The organism is Qipengyuania sp. SM2507 (assembly GCF_053714505.1).
This window is the reverse complement of sequence record NZ_CM132307.1, coordinates 1,734,919-1,747,445: the sequence shown is the minus strand read 5'-3', so window position 1 is coordinate 1,747,445 and position 12,527 is coordinate 1,734,919. Positions and strand designations below refer to the sequence as shown.

The following is a 12,527-nucleotide window of genomic DNA, read 5'->3' as shown; positions in this document are numbered from 1 at the left end:
ATCGATAGGCCATGCAAAGCTCTTTCTCGGAACGGCTGCACGAATATAGCGCTTTGGTTGGCAACGGGAGATGGAACTATGGCGCTCGAACGTTCGATGGGGCTGGGGACTCTGACCTTCTACGGAACCGGAACCATCCTTGGCGCGGGCATCTTCGTGGTGGTCGGCGAGGTGGTTGGCGAGGCGGGCGTCCTTGCACCGATCGCCTATCTTCTCGCCGGACTGGTGGCCTTCACCACGGCCCTTTCGTTCGCGGAAATGGGCGCCCGGGTACCCGATGCGGGCGGCCCGATGGAATATGCGGCAAAGGGATTCGGACGCGAGTGGCTTTCTGGGGCAACCGGCTGGATGCTGATCCTTGCCAATCTGGTGTCGGCGGCCACAATTGTCACCGGCTTCATCAGCTATCTCGACTCCTTCGTCGAAGTTCCCGGCTGGATGGCCAAGGTCGGCCTGGTGATTGCAATCACCGGGGTTTCGGTTGCAGGCATGAAGCAAAGCGCCTGGTTCATGAGCGGCACGACACTGATCGGCATCGCCACGCTGCTGTTCGTGCTTTGGGTCACGAAAGACTCCCTGTTCGCCGCACCCGGCAAGATCGTTTCGGCGGACGGTCTCGGGGCAGGGGCGGCAACGGGCATCTTCGCGGGTGCTTTCCTCGCCATCTACAGCTTCATCGGTTTCGGCGACATGGGCCAGACGGCGGAGGAGGTGAAGGACGTCAAGAAGACCCTGCCGCGCGCCATGATCGCATCGCTGATTATCGTCTTCGTTTTTTATATCGCCATCTCGCTGGCGCTGGTCGGGAGCGACGACATCGACGGCATCGCCAGTGCGCAGGCCCCGCTGGTCGAAGCGGTAGCACAGGAGGGTTGGCCGAAGATGCCCATCGCGATCGCCAGCCTCTTTATCATCGTCAATGGCGCGCTGGCGCAAATCGTTGCGGCGAGTCGCATGATAATGGACATGGCGCGCGACAATCGCAGCGTCATGCCCAAGCAGATGGAACAGGTCAGCGATCGGACCAATACGCCGATCAGGGCGACGGTGGTCTCCGGCGCAGTGGTGCTTGCCCTTACGCTGTTCTTCCCGCTCAAGACGTTGGCGAGCGGGACAAGTCTGGCGATTTTGCTGGTCTTCGGAGTCGTCAATGCTGCGCTATGGCGTCTCAAGCCTCAGTCGCAGCCGGAGGATGTCCCCGATATGTGGGCGGTCGTGCCGATCCTCGGCACTGTCTTCTGCGTGCTGGCAGTCGTCGGACAGATCGCCCTTTGGGTGCTAGGGTTCGGAGGCGAAGGCGGCCACTAGGTCTCAGGCATGTTTCGAGCCATGGAGCGGCTGTATCCGGCGTCAGGTACAAACTAGGCCCGACTCGCGTTGGCTGCCTTCTCCCGCCACAACTCGCAGAGCCGGTCGAGCGCTGTGATCTCCCGCAGTTCTTCGGCGCTTGCCCGCCGCGCGGGATCGTAAAGGCAAGCGAAGAGCCGCGCGACGTTCCAATCCTCGTGCCCGGTTTCGACGCGCTCGATGCGATCCCCGGCCTGCGCTTCGCCTTCCTCGATCACACGGTAATACCAGCCGCAATTGTGTTCGGCGACGATGCGCTTGACCATGCCCTTGCGAGCGAAGCGATGCTCGATCTTCCAGCAGGGCTGGCGCGGCTGGCTGACCTCGAGCAGCGAAGATCCGAGCCGAAAGCGATCGCCGATATGGACTTCGGTCTCGGTCAATCCGGTCGCAACAATGTTCTCGCCGAATGGCGCGTCGTAACCGAGCGCATCGTGGTCGCCCAGCCAATCGCCCCACCCGGCGTAATGTTCGTGCGGGTAGTGATGGACCGCCATATCCGGCCCGCCATGGTGCTTCGTGTCGGCGACCATATCGCCTTCCAGACCGAAACTGCGGATAGCGATGGGGCCTTCGACCGCGCGCTTGTCGATCGCGCTCAGCTCTGCGCCGTTGAATGGGCGAGGCTGGCCGATGCACAGCGCGAGGATATTTGCTTCGCCAATCATGCCCGGCGCACCGTTAGTGCCATCCATTCGCGCATCACTCCGTCCGCTCCCTCGCCGTCAAAGATTATCGTGTCCTCGCTCGCGAAGCCGGCTTCAGTATAAGCTGTCTCCAGCCACTCGACGGAAGGGAAATTGTGGAGCCTGCCGTGGCGGTCGCGCCCTTCACCGTCACCGAGCTTGTAGCTTGCATAATGCCAGCCGCCGGATTTGAGCGCGCGGTGGATCGCCGACAAGATAGCGGGCAATCGGGCGCGCTCGACATGGAGCAGGCAGGCGTGGGCCCAGACCGCGTCGTAGGCTTCTTCCGCATCGAGCTCCTCGAAACGCATCAGCCGCGCCCCGACTTCGAACCGCTCATTGGCTTTCGTGACCATGGCCGGCGTGCCATCGGTGGCGTCGAGATCGAAGCCGCGCTCGCGGATCCGCGCGGAGTCCCGACCACCGCCGCATCCCAGTTCGAGGATGCGCGCGCCGGGTGAGAGACGATCGAGAAAGCGGTCTAGATGCCGACTGGGCGCCTGTCCGAAGCTCATCGTGTAGCGGGGCGCCTGCTTCTGGTAGAAAGCGAGGGTCGCTTCGTCGGCCATCAGGCGGCTGCGGTCTCGGCCTCGGTCTCGGCGGCCTCGCGGTCTCGCTCGGCCCAGCTCTTCTTGAGCGCCGAGGTCTTGAGCTGGCCGCAGGCGGCGTCGATGTCGCGGCCGCGCGGGGTGCGGACCGGCGCGGAAATCCCGGCATCGAATACGATCGCACTGAACGAGCGGATCCGTTCAGGCGTCGAGCATTCGTAGGCGGAGCCCGGCCAGGGGTTGAACGGGATCAGATTGACCTTCGCGGGCAGGTCGTACTGGCGCAGCAGGCGGACGAGCTCGCGCGCATCCGCGTCGCTGTCGTTCTTGTCCTTGAGCATCACATATTCGAAAGTGATCCGCCGCGCGTTGTTGGCGCTCGGGTAATCGGCGCAGGCCTGGAGCAGCTCCTCGATGCCGTATTTGCGATTGATCGGGACGATCTCGTCGCGCACCTCCTTGGTCACCGCGTGGAGCGAGACGGCGAGATTGACCCCGATCTCATCGCCGCAACGCGCCATCATCGGCACGACGCCGCTGGTCGAGAGGGTGATGCGTCGTTTGGACAGCGCCAGCCCTTCGCCATCCATCACCAGCTGCAGCGCGTCGCGGACATTGTCGAAATTGTAGAGCGGTTCGCCCATTCCCATCATCACGATATTGGTCAGCAGCCTGCCATCGGCGCGATACTCGACCTCGGACTCTTCCTCGGCGAAATCCATCTTGCCTTTTGGCCATTCGCCCAGCGAATCGCGCGCGAGCATGACCTGACCGACGATCTCGCCCGGAGTGAGATTGCGCACCAGCCGCATGGTGCCGGTGTGGCAGAAGGTGCAGTTGAGCGTGCAGCCGATCTGACTCGAGACGCACAGCGTTCCGCGGTCGGCATCGGGGATGAAGACCATCTCGAATTCGTGCCCGTCGCTGGTCCGCAGCAGCCATTTGCGCGTGCCGTCGGTCGAATGCTGCGCCTCGACGATGTCGGGGCGACCGATGATGAAGCGCTCGGCCAGCCATGGACGCATCGTCTTGGCGATGTCGGTCATCGCGGCGAAATCGGTCACGCCGCGGTGATAGAGCCAGTGAAACAGCTGCTTGGCGCGTAACTTGGCCTGTTTGGGGTCAAGACCAGCTTCTTCCAGGAGCGCGCGGATGCGCGGGCGCGGCAGGCCCAGAAGATCGACGCGTCCGTCCGCTCGCGGCGTGATTTCGCGCGAGGTGGGGACGGGGTCGACCTGTCCGGGAATGGTCATGAGCGTGGTGTCGGGCATGTGAGCCTCGCATATAGGCGCGTTCCCGTATTTGCGAAAGGCTACCGGCGCGCGAACTTGGAGGAGCCTCCAGCGTTCCGGATTTTGGTCGACATATCTGCACAGTCTGGCGCAGGATTGTTACCAAACTGCCACAGATGCTTGTTGTTTCCTGTTCATGAAACTGCGCCTCCATCGCCCCGTTGAGTAGGTCCACGCGGCAGAAGTCCGCGGGTTTACGATAACGGAGTACACTCAATGAAATACGCAACAGTCCTTCTGGTCGCAGGTTCGGCTTTTTCGATTTCGGCCCCCGCTATGGCCCAGGATGCCGTCGATGGCACCTTCACCGGTCCGCGTGCCGAAATCATCGCCGGTTACGATAGCAGCACCGCTGGCAGTACGATCGACGACGATGCCAATGTCGACAATGATCAGTCGATCGAAGGCGTCGTCTACGGCGGCGCTCTGGGTTACGACTTCAACGCCGGCGGCGTCGTGCTGGGTGTCGAGGCGGAATACACAGGCTCGACCGCGGACGTCGAATTCCGCGACGGAGATTTCGAAGGCTTTGGTCTCGGCAACGTCGAAACCGGTCGCGATCTCTATGTCGGCGCGCGCGTCGGCGTCTTGGCGCAGCCCGATCTGCTGGTTTACGCCAAGGGCGGTTACACCAACGCCAAGTACAACGTCCGCTCGGCCTCCGGCACGCAGACCTTCGATCAGGACATCGACACCGACGGTTACCGCGTGGGCACGGGTGTCGAATATGCGATGACCGAACGCAGCTTCGTTAAGCTCGAATATCGCTATTCGAACTACAGCAACGCCGAGATCGATTTCGAAGGCGATGCGCCCGATACCGCGAATTTCGACATCGACACCGATCGTCATCAGGTTGTGGCGGGCGTCGGCTTCCGCTTCTAATCGAATGATGCGTTAAGATGGGCGGGTCGCGGGAAGATGCTGCGGCCCGCCTTTTCTTTGCCTATCCGCGGCGTGCGCAGGCGACGGTGGCGGCGTCCATGGCCGAGGCCACGCCGTTCAGCGTATAGCTGTCGGAAAAGCGTCGCCCGCGCGTGTCGATCCCGCTCACGCTGAGGCGGTTGGCCGAACGAAGCGTGGCGACGATGGCCGCATCCATTCGACGGTCCGCTCCCCAGGCATTCGTCCCGCTACCCGTGAGCCCGAACCGTTCGCTCCCGATCCGTAGGGTAATCGCGCTGCCGGGCCGCGCCTCGCGCGACAGGCGAAAATGGATCTGTCCGCGGACGTTGCGCCGCGGCCACGTGGCGATACTTGCATATGCCTGCCGAGCGCTGGCGGTGCGAGGGACCGCTATCGCGTAGCAGCGCGGCCCGGCTTCGTCGCGGAACGCGCCCCAGCTCTCGAAGACGCCGAGGCTTTCCTTGGTCGAAAGCGGCGCGGCGAGAGCGAGAAGAAGACCAAGGCCCATTCTAATCATAGGCGATGCCCATCACTTCCCAATCCTTGGTACCGCCCGGAAGACGAACCGAGCGGACATCCCCTACCGCAGCGCCCTTGAGCGCGCGAGCGAGCGGAGAGGACCAGCCGATGCGGCCCGCTCCGGCATCCTGTTCGTCGTCGCCGACCAGGGTGACGCACCGCTCGAGATCCTCTTCGTCCGCCAGCGTCACCGTCGCACCGAAGAAGGCCTTGCGCAAATCGGGCTGCTCACCGGGGTCGATCACCCGCGCGGCCTTCAGCCGACGCGCGAGATGCGCAAGTTCGCGATCGATCTCGCGCATCCGCTTGCGGCCATAGATGTAGTCGCCGTTCTCGCTGCGATCGCCATTGCCCGCCGCCCAGCTCACGATCTCGACGATCGCGGGCCGCTCGGTTCCGAGCAGATGGTCGTAGCGCGCCCTGAGTGCGGCATAGCCTGCAGGCGTTATCGGATTGGTAGGCGCGGTCATGATGCACCTTCCTATCGCAATCTAGCGCAGAAAGTCACTCACTGACCGCGCCTGTCCATAGGGCGTGCGTTCGGGATAAAGATGCTCGTAGACCGCGGCATTCTCGATCACCCGGTGGACATAGTTCTTGGTCTCGAAGAACGGGATCTTCTCGATCCATTCGAGCCAGCTGATGGCGCCGGTGCGCGGATCGCCATTGGCGCGCAGCCATTTGTTCACATTGCCCGGCCCGGCGTTATAGGCCGCGAAGGCGAGCGGATAGCTTCCGCCATAGTTCGACACCAGCCGTTCGATATGGTTGCTGCCCAACCGGATATTATAGTCCGCATCCTCGATGAGATTGGCGGTCATGTAGGTCATGCCTGCGCGATCGGCTTCCTCGCGAGCAGTAGGGGGCATCAGCTGCATCAGGCCGCGCGCACCGGCGTGGCTGATGGCGTTCTGGGCGAACTGGCTCTCTTGCCGCGCAATCGCATGAACGAGGGTAAAGTTAGCCCCGGGGGGGAGGGGAAGTGTCGGGAAGCCCTGGGCGATAAAGCTGTCGTAGCCATCGGCCGCAGCGGCTTCGGTGACGTTGACCGCAAGATCGCGTCGCCCGATTTCGCGAGCGAGTTCGGCGACCAGGGCGTGCTCTTCCGGCGTATCGGCGGACTGGGCCAGTTCGCGATAGAACTGGATGCCCGTGCTCCAAGGCGCGCCCTGCGCCACATGGCGCGTCGCGGCTACCAGCGGCGAATTGGCGAATGCGCGGCGTTGCTCATCCGTCGGCGTCGCTAACGCTACCTGCTGCAAAGGAGGTACCGGACGGCCGAGTTCGTTCAGCGCCAGCTGGCCGTAGAAACGGTCGGGATATTGCGCGGCGAGGTTGTAATAGCGCTCGGCCTCCTGCGCCATTCCAGCACGCGAGGCGGCTAGGCCCGCCCAGTAGAAGCCCTTCGAGCGAGTCTGCGGGGTCTTGGCGGCAGCACCGTAGCGGTAGAACAGCGGGGCTGCCCGCGATCCTTCGCCGAGATTCCACAGCGCGCTGGTGCCGCCCAGCCACATCAGCGAGGTGTAGTCGTCGCGCAGGCGATAGGCGCCGTCGCTGACGTCGTAACCCGGAGCGAACAGATCGTCGACCGATGCCGCGATGCGCGCCGCCTGATCGGAACTTGCGCCGCGCGCGACGCGCAGCATCTCGCCGATCATCGCCTCGCTGTCGAACGCAGGGCGGGTGAAGGTCGGGCGGCTGGTCAACAGAGCAACCGCCTGCGGGATCTGGTTGCTGGTGCGATAGTAGCGGACCAGATTGTAGACATATCCGGGATCGGATCGCGCATCGCCGGGAACGGTGAGCCCGGCCGAGGACGGCATTTCGCCCTGGAGCAGCGCCAGCCGCGCCATGCCGAGGTCGCGCTGCGATTGCGAAACGCGCATCGCATGACGTGCAGCGCCTTCGCTGTCGCCCTGCCACAGCAGCGCGTTCATCCGCGCATCATGGTCTCCGGGAGTGAAACGCGCGCCGTAAAGGCCCTGAAGATAGGCTTCGGCGGTTCCGCTCATCGTGCCGCCGCGCCAAGCGTCCTGCGCCATGGCAAAGGCTTCGGCACGGTTTTGCGTCGCAAGGGCGAGCGCGTAGCGCGCCTTGGCGGGATTGGTCAGCGGCGGGTTGCGATCGAAGAAGGCGACCAGTGTCTCGGTACCCACCGGATCGGTATCGAGCGCGGCTTCGGCGCGTTGCTGCAGCCGCTCCTGCATCGGGAAGCCCGGATAGGCGCTGATGAAATTCGCGTAGGTCGCGAAGGGCAGGTTCTGCTGTTCGCGCAGATAATTCCAGCGGTCGACCGCTTCGGCCATCCGGGCGGGTTGCATAGCAACCATGTTCGTCCGGGCATCGGGCGTGTTGCCCATCGACTGCGCGGCCAGCGGTGGGGCCAGCGCGGTGCCGGCGAGAAGAGCGAATAGTGTAAGTGTTTTATGACCCATGCTGGACATTATGCCTCTCGGCTCCTTATCAGGCGCTGAACGATTTCCCTCCCAGCGCGCAAGAATTTGGCGTGCATGGGACCAACGCAGGACCTTAGTAAATGTTCTCTGGCTCGATACCGGCCCTGGTGACTCCTTTTCGCGACGGAACGTTCGACGAAGCCGCTTTTCGGCGGCTGGTCGACTGGCAGATCGACAATGGCAGTTCGGCCCTTGTGCCCTGCGGCACGACCGGTGAGGCCTCGACGCTTTCCAACGCCGAGCACCATCGCGTGGTCGAGGTCTGCATCGAGCAGGCCGCGGGGCGGGTGCCGGTGATCGCCGGCTGCGGAAGCAACGACACGCAAAACGCGCTGCTGCACATGCACTTCTCGAAGAAGGCCGGAGCCGCCGCAGCGCTGTGCGTGGCGCCCTATTACAATCGTCCGAGCCAGGCAGGCTTGATGGCACATTTCAGCTATCTGGCGGAAAATTGCGACCTGCCGATTGTGCTCTACAACGTGCCTGCCCGGACGGTCACCGACATATTGCCCGAAACCACGATCGCGCTGGCCAACAAATATCCCGACCAGATCATCGCCATCAAGGACGCCAGCGAGGATCTGAGCCGGGTGGCGGACCACCGGATGGGGATCGGCAAGGAATTCTGCCAGCTGTCGGGCAATGACGAGCTGGCGCTGCCGTTCAACGCCGCAGGCGGGAAGGGCTGCATCTCGGTGACCGCCAACGTCGCGCCGGCCTTGTGCGCCGAGTTTCAGCAGGCCTGCGCGGACAACGATCTGGTCAAGGCGCGCCAGCTCAACGACCGGCTCTATCCGCTGCATTACGCCATGTTCGAGGATAGCTCGCCCGGACCCGTGAAATACGCCTTGTCGCGGGTGCACGACTGGCTGACCGACGAAGTGCGCCTGCCGCTGTGCGCCTGCAGTCCAGCAGCGCGCAAGGCGGTCGACGCCGCGCTGGAGGGCGCCGGGCTAGTCTGACGCCGGAGCCAAATGCGATTCGATGGGCTTTGGGAAACCGGCCGATCGTAACCGTTACCTCTTTCCCTTTGGCGCCCGCCTTCTTAAGTGCCCGTAATCATGGCTCGTCCCAAACCCGCCACTTTCGACAAGCAGAAGACCGTCGCCGACAACCGGCGGGTGCGGTTCGATTATCATGTCGAGGACACGCTCGAGGCGGGGCTGGCGTTGCACGGCACCGAAGTGAAGGCGCTGCGTGCCGGACAGGCCTCGATCAAGGAAAGCTATGCCGAGGTCCGCGGCGGACAGGTCTGGCTGGTCAACGCCAACATCCCCGAATACGCAAATGGCAATCGCGAGAACCACGAGCCCAAGCGTCCGCGCAAGCTGTTGCTGCACGAGCGCGAGATCGAACGCCTGCTCGGCGCGATCGAGCGCAAGGGTATGACGCTCGTGCCGCTGTCGGTCTATTTCAACTCGACCGGCCGCGCCAAGGTCGAACTCGCCCTGGCCAAGGGCAAGCAGGCGCATGACAAGCGCCAGACGGTCAAGGATCGCGATTGGCAGCGCGACAAGGCGCGCGTAATGCGCGACCGTGGCTGACAACCTCGTTTTGCGCGCGCAATCGCTGGACTAAATTCGCGCGCCTGACAGGCACTCGCCGCTAGTCATACAAGTTCGGAATGCACTTCATGCCGCCAACCCGTTCACACCTCTTGCTTCGTGCCACCTGCCGGCACAATGCTACGGCGTGGCGATGAGCGACCTGCGATCCAAGACCTTTCTGGCGGACTGGTTCCGCAAGCACATGCCCACGCGCGAGCAGATGGCGCGCAACAAATATCTGCGTCCGCTCGGGCAGAGCTTCCTGAGCCCCGAGCTGTGGCGGTTCACGCGTCGTTCGGTACCGCGCGGCGTCGCGCTGGGCCTGTTCGCCGCCTTCATCGTGCCGCTGGGACAGATATTCCTGGCCGCGCTGCTCGCCCTCCCGGCCCGGGCCAATGTGCCGCTGGCTGCGGCGCTAACCTTCGTGACCAATCCCTTCACCTTCCCGTTCTGGTTGCTGGTGGCCAACAAGGTCGGCGCAACGGTACTCAACATCGACGCTGCGGTCGGTGCCGGGGCTGCGTCGGAAATCGCCGATGATCGCGGGGCCCTGGCGGGGTTCTTCGAGATGGCCGGCCTGACCGCGTTCGGTTTCGTGGTGCTGGCGGTGGTTGGCGCGGCTTCTGGCTATCTCATCGCGAGCTTCATCTGGCGCAATATGGTGATCCGCCGGCGCAAGCAACGTCTCGATGCGATGGAAGGGGCTCTGGCTCGGCCTATGACGGAGGACGAATGATCACCGCGAGCGAGGACGGTCTGTTGCGCCTGCCCCCGATTCCGCTGGTGATCGGCCTGCTGGTCGCGATGATCCTGTCGGTCGGGATGGTCTGGCTGCTCGGTGCGAGCGGGCTGATGGCTGCCGCCTACGCCGGGGGGCTGCTCACGCTTATGCTGGGCCTCCTGCTGATCACCCGGCTGAAGTCGCCGCTGGCTGTTTCGGATCTCGCGCCGCCCGACTGGTCGGTGACCCATGCGGCGATCGAAAACAAGCGGATCGCCATCGCGATCACCGATCGCGCCAACCGGCTGACCTGCGCCAATTCGACCTATCGCGACTGGTTCGGGATCGACGCCGAACCGCAGGCGCTGGCGTTGGACAATCAGGAACGCGAGGCCGCGAACGACGCCGCGCGCGCCGCGTGGCGGGACGGGCGGGGTGAGGTCGAGCTGCTTCGCCTGGCGCAGGGCGAGCGGACCTTTCGCCTCGCGGTAGAGCGCAGCGGGCGGGGCGAGAACTATCTGATCTGGCGATTCAACGAGATCATCGAACACCGCAGCTACGACGGGGTGGCGGAGCGCATCTCCGGCCCATTCGGCGCGACGATGTCGCGTGCCGGTCTCGAGGTCGCGCTGGTAGCGTCCGATGGCGTCGTGATCGACCACACCCCGGGGCTGGCCGAGCGGACGACCGGGCGGGCGGAGAAATCGCTTTCGGGAGAGGATTTCGTCCAGCTGCTGCGTTCCGACGATCGCGACCGCATCTACTTCGCGCGCGAAGGGCAGCAGGGTTCGCCGCAAACGCTAGTCCATATCCCGCTCGACGAGCCCGGCAGCAAGCAGGTGAGCGGTGCCGACGAGGCGCCGTCGCTGATATTGCTGGTCGACAGCAGCGTCGGGGTCGGCGGGGCCTGGGAGGGGAGCGGTCGCGCCGCGGTGCCGCAGCTCGAAGCGCTGCTCTCGGCTTTGCCGCTGGGGCTGGCATTGACTGATCGCGATGGCCGCTTCCTGTTCGCCAACAAGGCGTTCCTTCGGGCCATCGAGCGCGAACAAGCGGGGCTGCCGCAATTTCCGTCCGATCTGGTGGTGGCCGAGGACAAGGCGGCGATGTCAGACACCGTGCGCCGCTTCGCCAAGGGCGTCGCGGCAAGCGGCGACATGGCGGTGCGGCTGGGGGGCGACAAGGAGGAGCCGGTGAGCATCGGGCTCGCGGGGGTCCGCGGACTGGGCGATGCAGCGGTACTACTCTCACTTTCGGATTCGACCGAGGAAAAGCGGCTGCGGCGCCAGGTCGCGCAGGCCACCAAGATGCAGGCGGTCGGCCAGCTTGCGGGCGGCGTGGCACACGATTTCAACAACGTGCTCACCGCAATCATCGGCTATTGCGATCTCATGCTGCTGCGCCACACGCCGGGCGACAGCGATTACGACGACATTCAGCAGATCAAGGCCAATTCCAACCGCGCCGCCTCGCTCACCCGCCAGCTGCTCGCCTTCAGCCGACAGCAGACGTTGCGCCCGGTGGTGTTGCAGATGCCCGATGTGGTCAGCGAGGTCAGCCAGCTGCTCAAGCGGCTGATGGGCGGTAAGGTCGAGTTCTCGGTCCGGCACGACCGCGAACTGGGCCCAGTGCGCGCCGACCCGCAGCAGCTCGAACAGGTCATCATCAATCTGGCGGTGAACGCGCGCGATGCCATGCAGGCCTATGCCGATGGCAAGGGGCGGCCGGACCTGAAGGGCCGGCTGACGCTGGCTACGCGACACGTCTCGGCGCGCGACGTGCGCAAGATGGGCATCGATATCATGCCCGCCAACGACTACACCGTGCTCATCGTTCAGGACACGGGCGGGGGCATTCCCGAGAATGTGATCAACAAGATCTTCGAGCCCTTCTTCACCACCAAGGAGCAGGGGAAAGGCACCGGGCTCGGGCTCTCGACGGTCTATGGCATCGTCAAGCAGTCCAACGGCTTCATCTTTGCCGACAACGTGCCGGGGCCCGACGGCTCGCCGGTTGGCGCGCGCTTCACCGTCTATCTGCCCGTCCACAAGGGTGAAATGCCGGCGCCGCGGCGGCGCGAGGAAGTGGAAGACGCCAAGGCGAGCGACTGGTCGGGCGGTGGCAATCTGCTGCTGGTCGAGGACGAGGACATGGTTCGCGCGGTGGCGGAGCGCGCGCTGACCCGCGCAGGCTATGCGGTTACTTCGGCCTCCGATGGCGAGGCCGGGCTCGCCGCGGTGGCCAATAGCGGGATCGAGTTCGATCTCATCGTTTCGGACGTGGTGATGCCTGCGATGGACGGTCCCGCGATGGCGCGCGCGGTCCGCCGGGTGAAGCCCAAGATCCCGATCCTGTTCATGTCCGGCTATGCCGAGGAACAGCTGCGCAACGATATCGACATCGAGAATATGCATTTCATTCCCAAGCCCTTCAGCGTCCAGCAGATCAGCGCCAAGGTAGCCGAAGTGCTGAGCGGCCAGGCCGCGTCCGGGGGCTGAAATCGCGCTT

General features: G+C 64.2%; 12 protein-coding genes. 6 read left to right on the top strand and 6 right to left on the bottom strand.

What is annotated here, in order from left to right:
* Positions 1–78: 78 nt before the first annotated feature.
* The gene (locus ACWIKC_RS08505) at positions 79–1,308 is read left to right on the top strand and encodes an APC family permease (RefSeq protein WP_454597078.1); all 1,230 of its coding nucleotides are present in this window, start codon (positions 79–81) and stop codon (positions 1,306–1,308) included.
* Between the two features lie 53 nt (positions 1,309–1,361).
* On the opposite strand, the gene ACWIKC_RS08500 is transcribed toward ACWIKC_RS08505, so the two are convergent.
* The 3 genes from ACWIKC_RS08500 to rlmN are packed head-to-tail and all read right to left on the bottom strand — an operon-like array spanning position 1,362 to position 3,852.
* The gene (locus tag ACWIKC_RS08500) at positions 1,362–2,015 is read right to left on the bottom strand and encodes an MOSC domain-containing protein (RefSeq protein ID WP_454597077.1); all 654 of its coding nucleotides are present in this window, start codon (positions 2,013–2,015) and stop codon (positions 1,362–1,364) included.
* Positions 2,012–2,602, bottom strand: a complete 591-nt coding sequence (locus tag ACWIKC_RS08495; RefSeq protein WP_454597076.1) for a class I SAM-dependent methyltransferase — start codon at positions 2,600–2,602, stop codon at positions 2,012–2,014. Before ACWIKC_RS08495 ends, ACWIKC_RS08500 begins: the two co-directional genes overlap by 4 nt.
* Entirely contained in the window at positions 2,602–3,852 is a 1,251-nt protein-coding gene (gene rlmN, locus ACWIKC_RS08490) for a 23S rRNA (adenine(2503)-C(2))-methyltransferase RlmN (RefSeq protein WP_454597075.1), read from the bottom strand. Before rlmN ends, ACWIKC_RS08495 begins: the two co-directional genes overlap by 1 nt.
* A gap of 237 nt (positions 3,853–4,089) precedes the next feature.
* On the opposite strand from rlmN, the gene ACWIKC_RS08485 reads away from it, so the two are divergent.
* A complete protein-coding gene (locus tag ACWIKC_RS08485) occupies positions 4,090–4,758 on the top strand; it encodes an outer membrane protein (RefSeq protein ID WP_454597074.1) in 669 nt (222 codons plus the stop codon).
* 61 nt (positions 4,759–4,819) lie between these two features.
* On the opposite strand, the gene ACWIKC_RS08480 is transcribed toward ACWIKC_RS08485, so the two are convergent.
* Genes ACWIKC_RS08480 through ACWIKC_RS08470 form a run of 3 tightly spaced genes read right to left on the bottom strand, consistent with a single transcriptional unit; the run spans position 4,820 to position 7,742 of the window.
* On the bottom strand, positions 4,820–5,296 hold the full coding sequence (locus tag ACWIKC_RS08480) for a hypothetical protein (protein WP_454597073.1): 477 nt from the start codon (positions 5,294–5,296) through the stop codon (positions 4,820–4,822).
* Positions 5,289–5,768, bottom strand: coding sequence for a GreA/GreB family elongation factor (locus ACWIKC_RS08475; protein ID WP_454597072.1), 480 nt, complete (start codon positions 5,766–5,768; stop codon positions 5,289–5,291). The genes ACWIKC_RS08480 and ACWIKC_RS08475 overlap by 8 nt, the downstream gene beginning before the upstream one ends.
* 21 nt (positions 5,769–5,789) lie before the next feature.
* A complete protein-coding gene (locus ACWIKC_RS08470) occupies positions 5,790–7,742 on the bottom strand; it encodes a transglycosylase SLT domain-containing protein (RefSeq protein WP_454597071.1) in 1,953 nt (650 codons plus the stop codon).
* A gap of 92 nt (positions 7,743–7,834) precedes the next feature.
* Here ACWIKC_RS08470 and dapA point away from each other — a divergent pair, with 92 nt between their 5' ends.
* From dapA to ACWIKC_RS08450, 4 genes are all read left to right on the top strand, one after another.
* Entirely contained in the window at positions 7,835–8,716 is an 882-nt protein-coding gene (dapA, locus tag ACWIKC_RS08465; protein ID WP_454597070.1) for a 4-hydroxy-tetrahydrodipicolinate synthase, read from the top strand.
* Between the two features lie 99 nt (positions 8,717–8,815).
* Positions 8,816–9,298 (top strand): SsrA-binding protein SmpB, encoded by a 483-nt coding sequence (gene smpB / locus ACWIKC_RS08460; RefSeq protein ID WP_454597069.1) that lies wholly within the window; start codon positions 8,816–8,818, stop codon positions 9,296–9,298.
* Between the two features lie 154 nt (positions 9,299–9,452).
* Positions 9,453–10,037: a DUF2062 domain-containing protein gene (locus ACWIKC_RS08455; RefSeq protein WP_454597068.1), complete on the top strand. Its 585-nt coding sequence runs from the start codon at positions 9,453–9,455 to the stop codon at positions 10,035–10,037.
* Complete coding sequence (locus ACWIKC_RS08450) at positions 10,034–12,517, top strand: response regulator (protein WP_454597067.1); 2,484 nt, start codon at positions 10,034–10,036, stop codon at positions 12,515–12,517. The genes ACWIKC_RS08455 and ACWIKC_RS08450 overlap by 4 nt, the downstream gene beginning before the upstream one ends.
* The last annotated feature ends 10 nt before the right edge of the window (positions 12,518–12,527 follow it).

Excerpts from the sequence above, each read along its gene's own strand:
- ACWIKC_RS08495 (WP_454597076.1), bottom strand. The coding sequence starts at position 2,602 with ATGGCCGACGAAGCGACCCTCGCTTTCTACCAGAAGCAGGCGCCCCGC.
- smpB (WP_454597069.1), top strand. The coding sequence starts at position 8,816 with ATGGCTCGTCCCAAACCCGCCACTTTCGACAAGCAGAAGACCGTCGCC.
- rlmN (WP_454597075.1), bottom strand. The coding sequence starts at position 3,852 with ATGCCCGACACCACGCTCATGACCATTCCCGGACAGGTCGACCCCGTC.
- ACWIKC_RS08450 (WP_454597067.1), top strand. The coding sequence starts at position 10,034 with ATGATCACCGCGAGCGAGGACGGTCTGTTGCGCCTGCCCCCGATTCCG.
- ACWIKC_RS08480 (WP_454597073.1), bottom strand. The coding sequence starts at position 5,296 with ATGATTAGAATGGGCCTTGGTCTTCTTCTCGCTCTCGCCGCGCCGCTT.
- ACWIKC_RS08485 (WP_454597074.1), top strand. The coding sequence starts at position 4,090 with ATGAAATACGCAACAGTCCTTCTGGTCGCAGGTTCGGCTTTTTCGATT.
- ACWIKC_RS08455 (WP_454597068.1), top strand. The coding sequence starts at position 9,453 with ATGAGCGACCTGCGATCCAAGACCTTTCTGGCGGACTGGTTCCGCAAG.
- ACWIKC_RS08505 (WP_454597078.1), top strand. The coding sequence starts at position 79 with ATGGCGCTCGAACGTTCGATGGGGCTGGGGACTCTGACCTTCTACGGA.
- ACWIKC_RS08475 (WP_454597072.1), bottom strand. The coding sequence starts at position 5,768 with ATGACCGCGCCTACCAATCCGATAACGCCTGCAGGCTATGCCGCACTC.
- ACWIKC_RS08470 (WP_454597071.1), bottom strand. The coding sequence starts at position 7,742 with ATGTCCAGCATGGGTCATAAAACACTTACACTATTCGCTCTTCTCGCC.
- dapA (WP_454597070.1), top strand. The coding sequence starts at position 7,835 with ATGTTCTCTGGCTCGATACCGGCCCTGGTGACTCCTTTTCGCGACGGA.
- ACWIKC_RS08500 (WP_454597077.1), bottom strand. The coding sequence starts at position 2,015 with ATGATTGGCGAAGCAAATATCCTCGCGCTGTGCATCGGCCAGCCTCGC.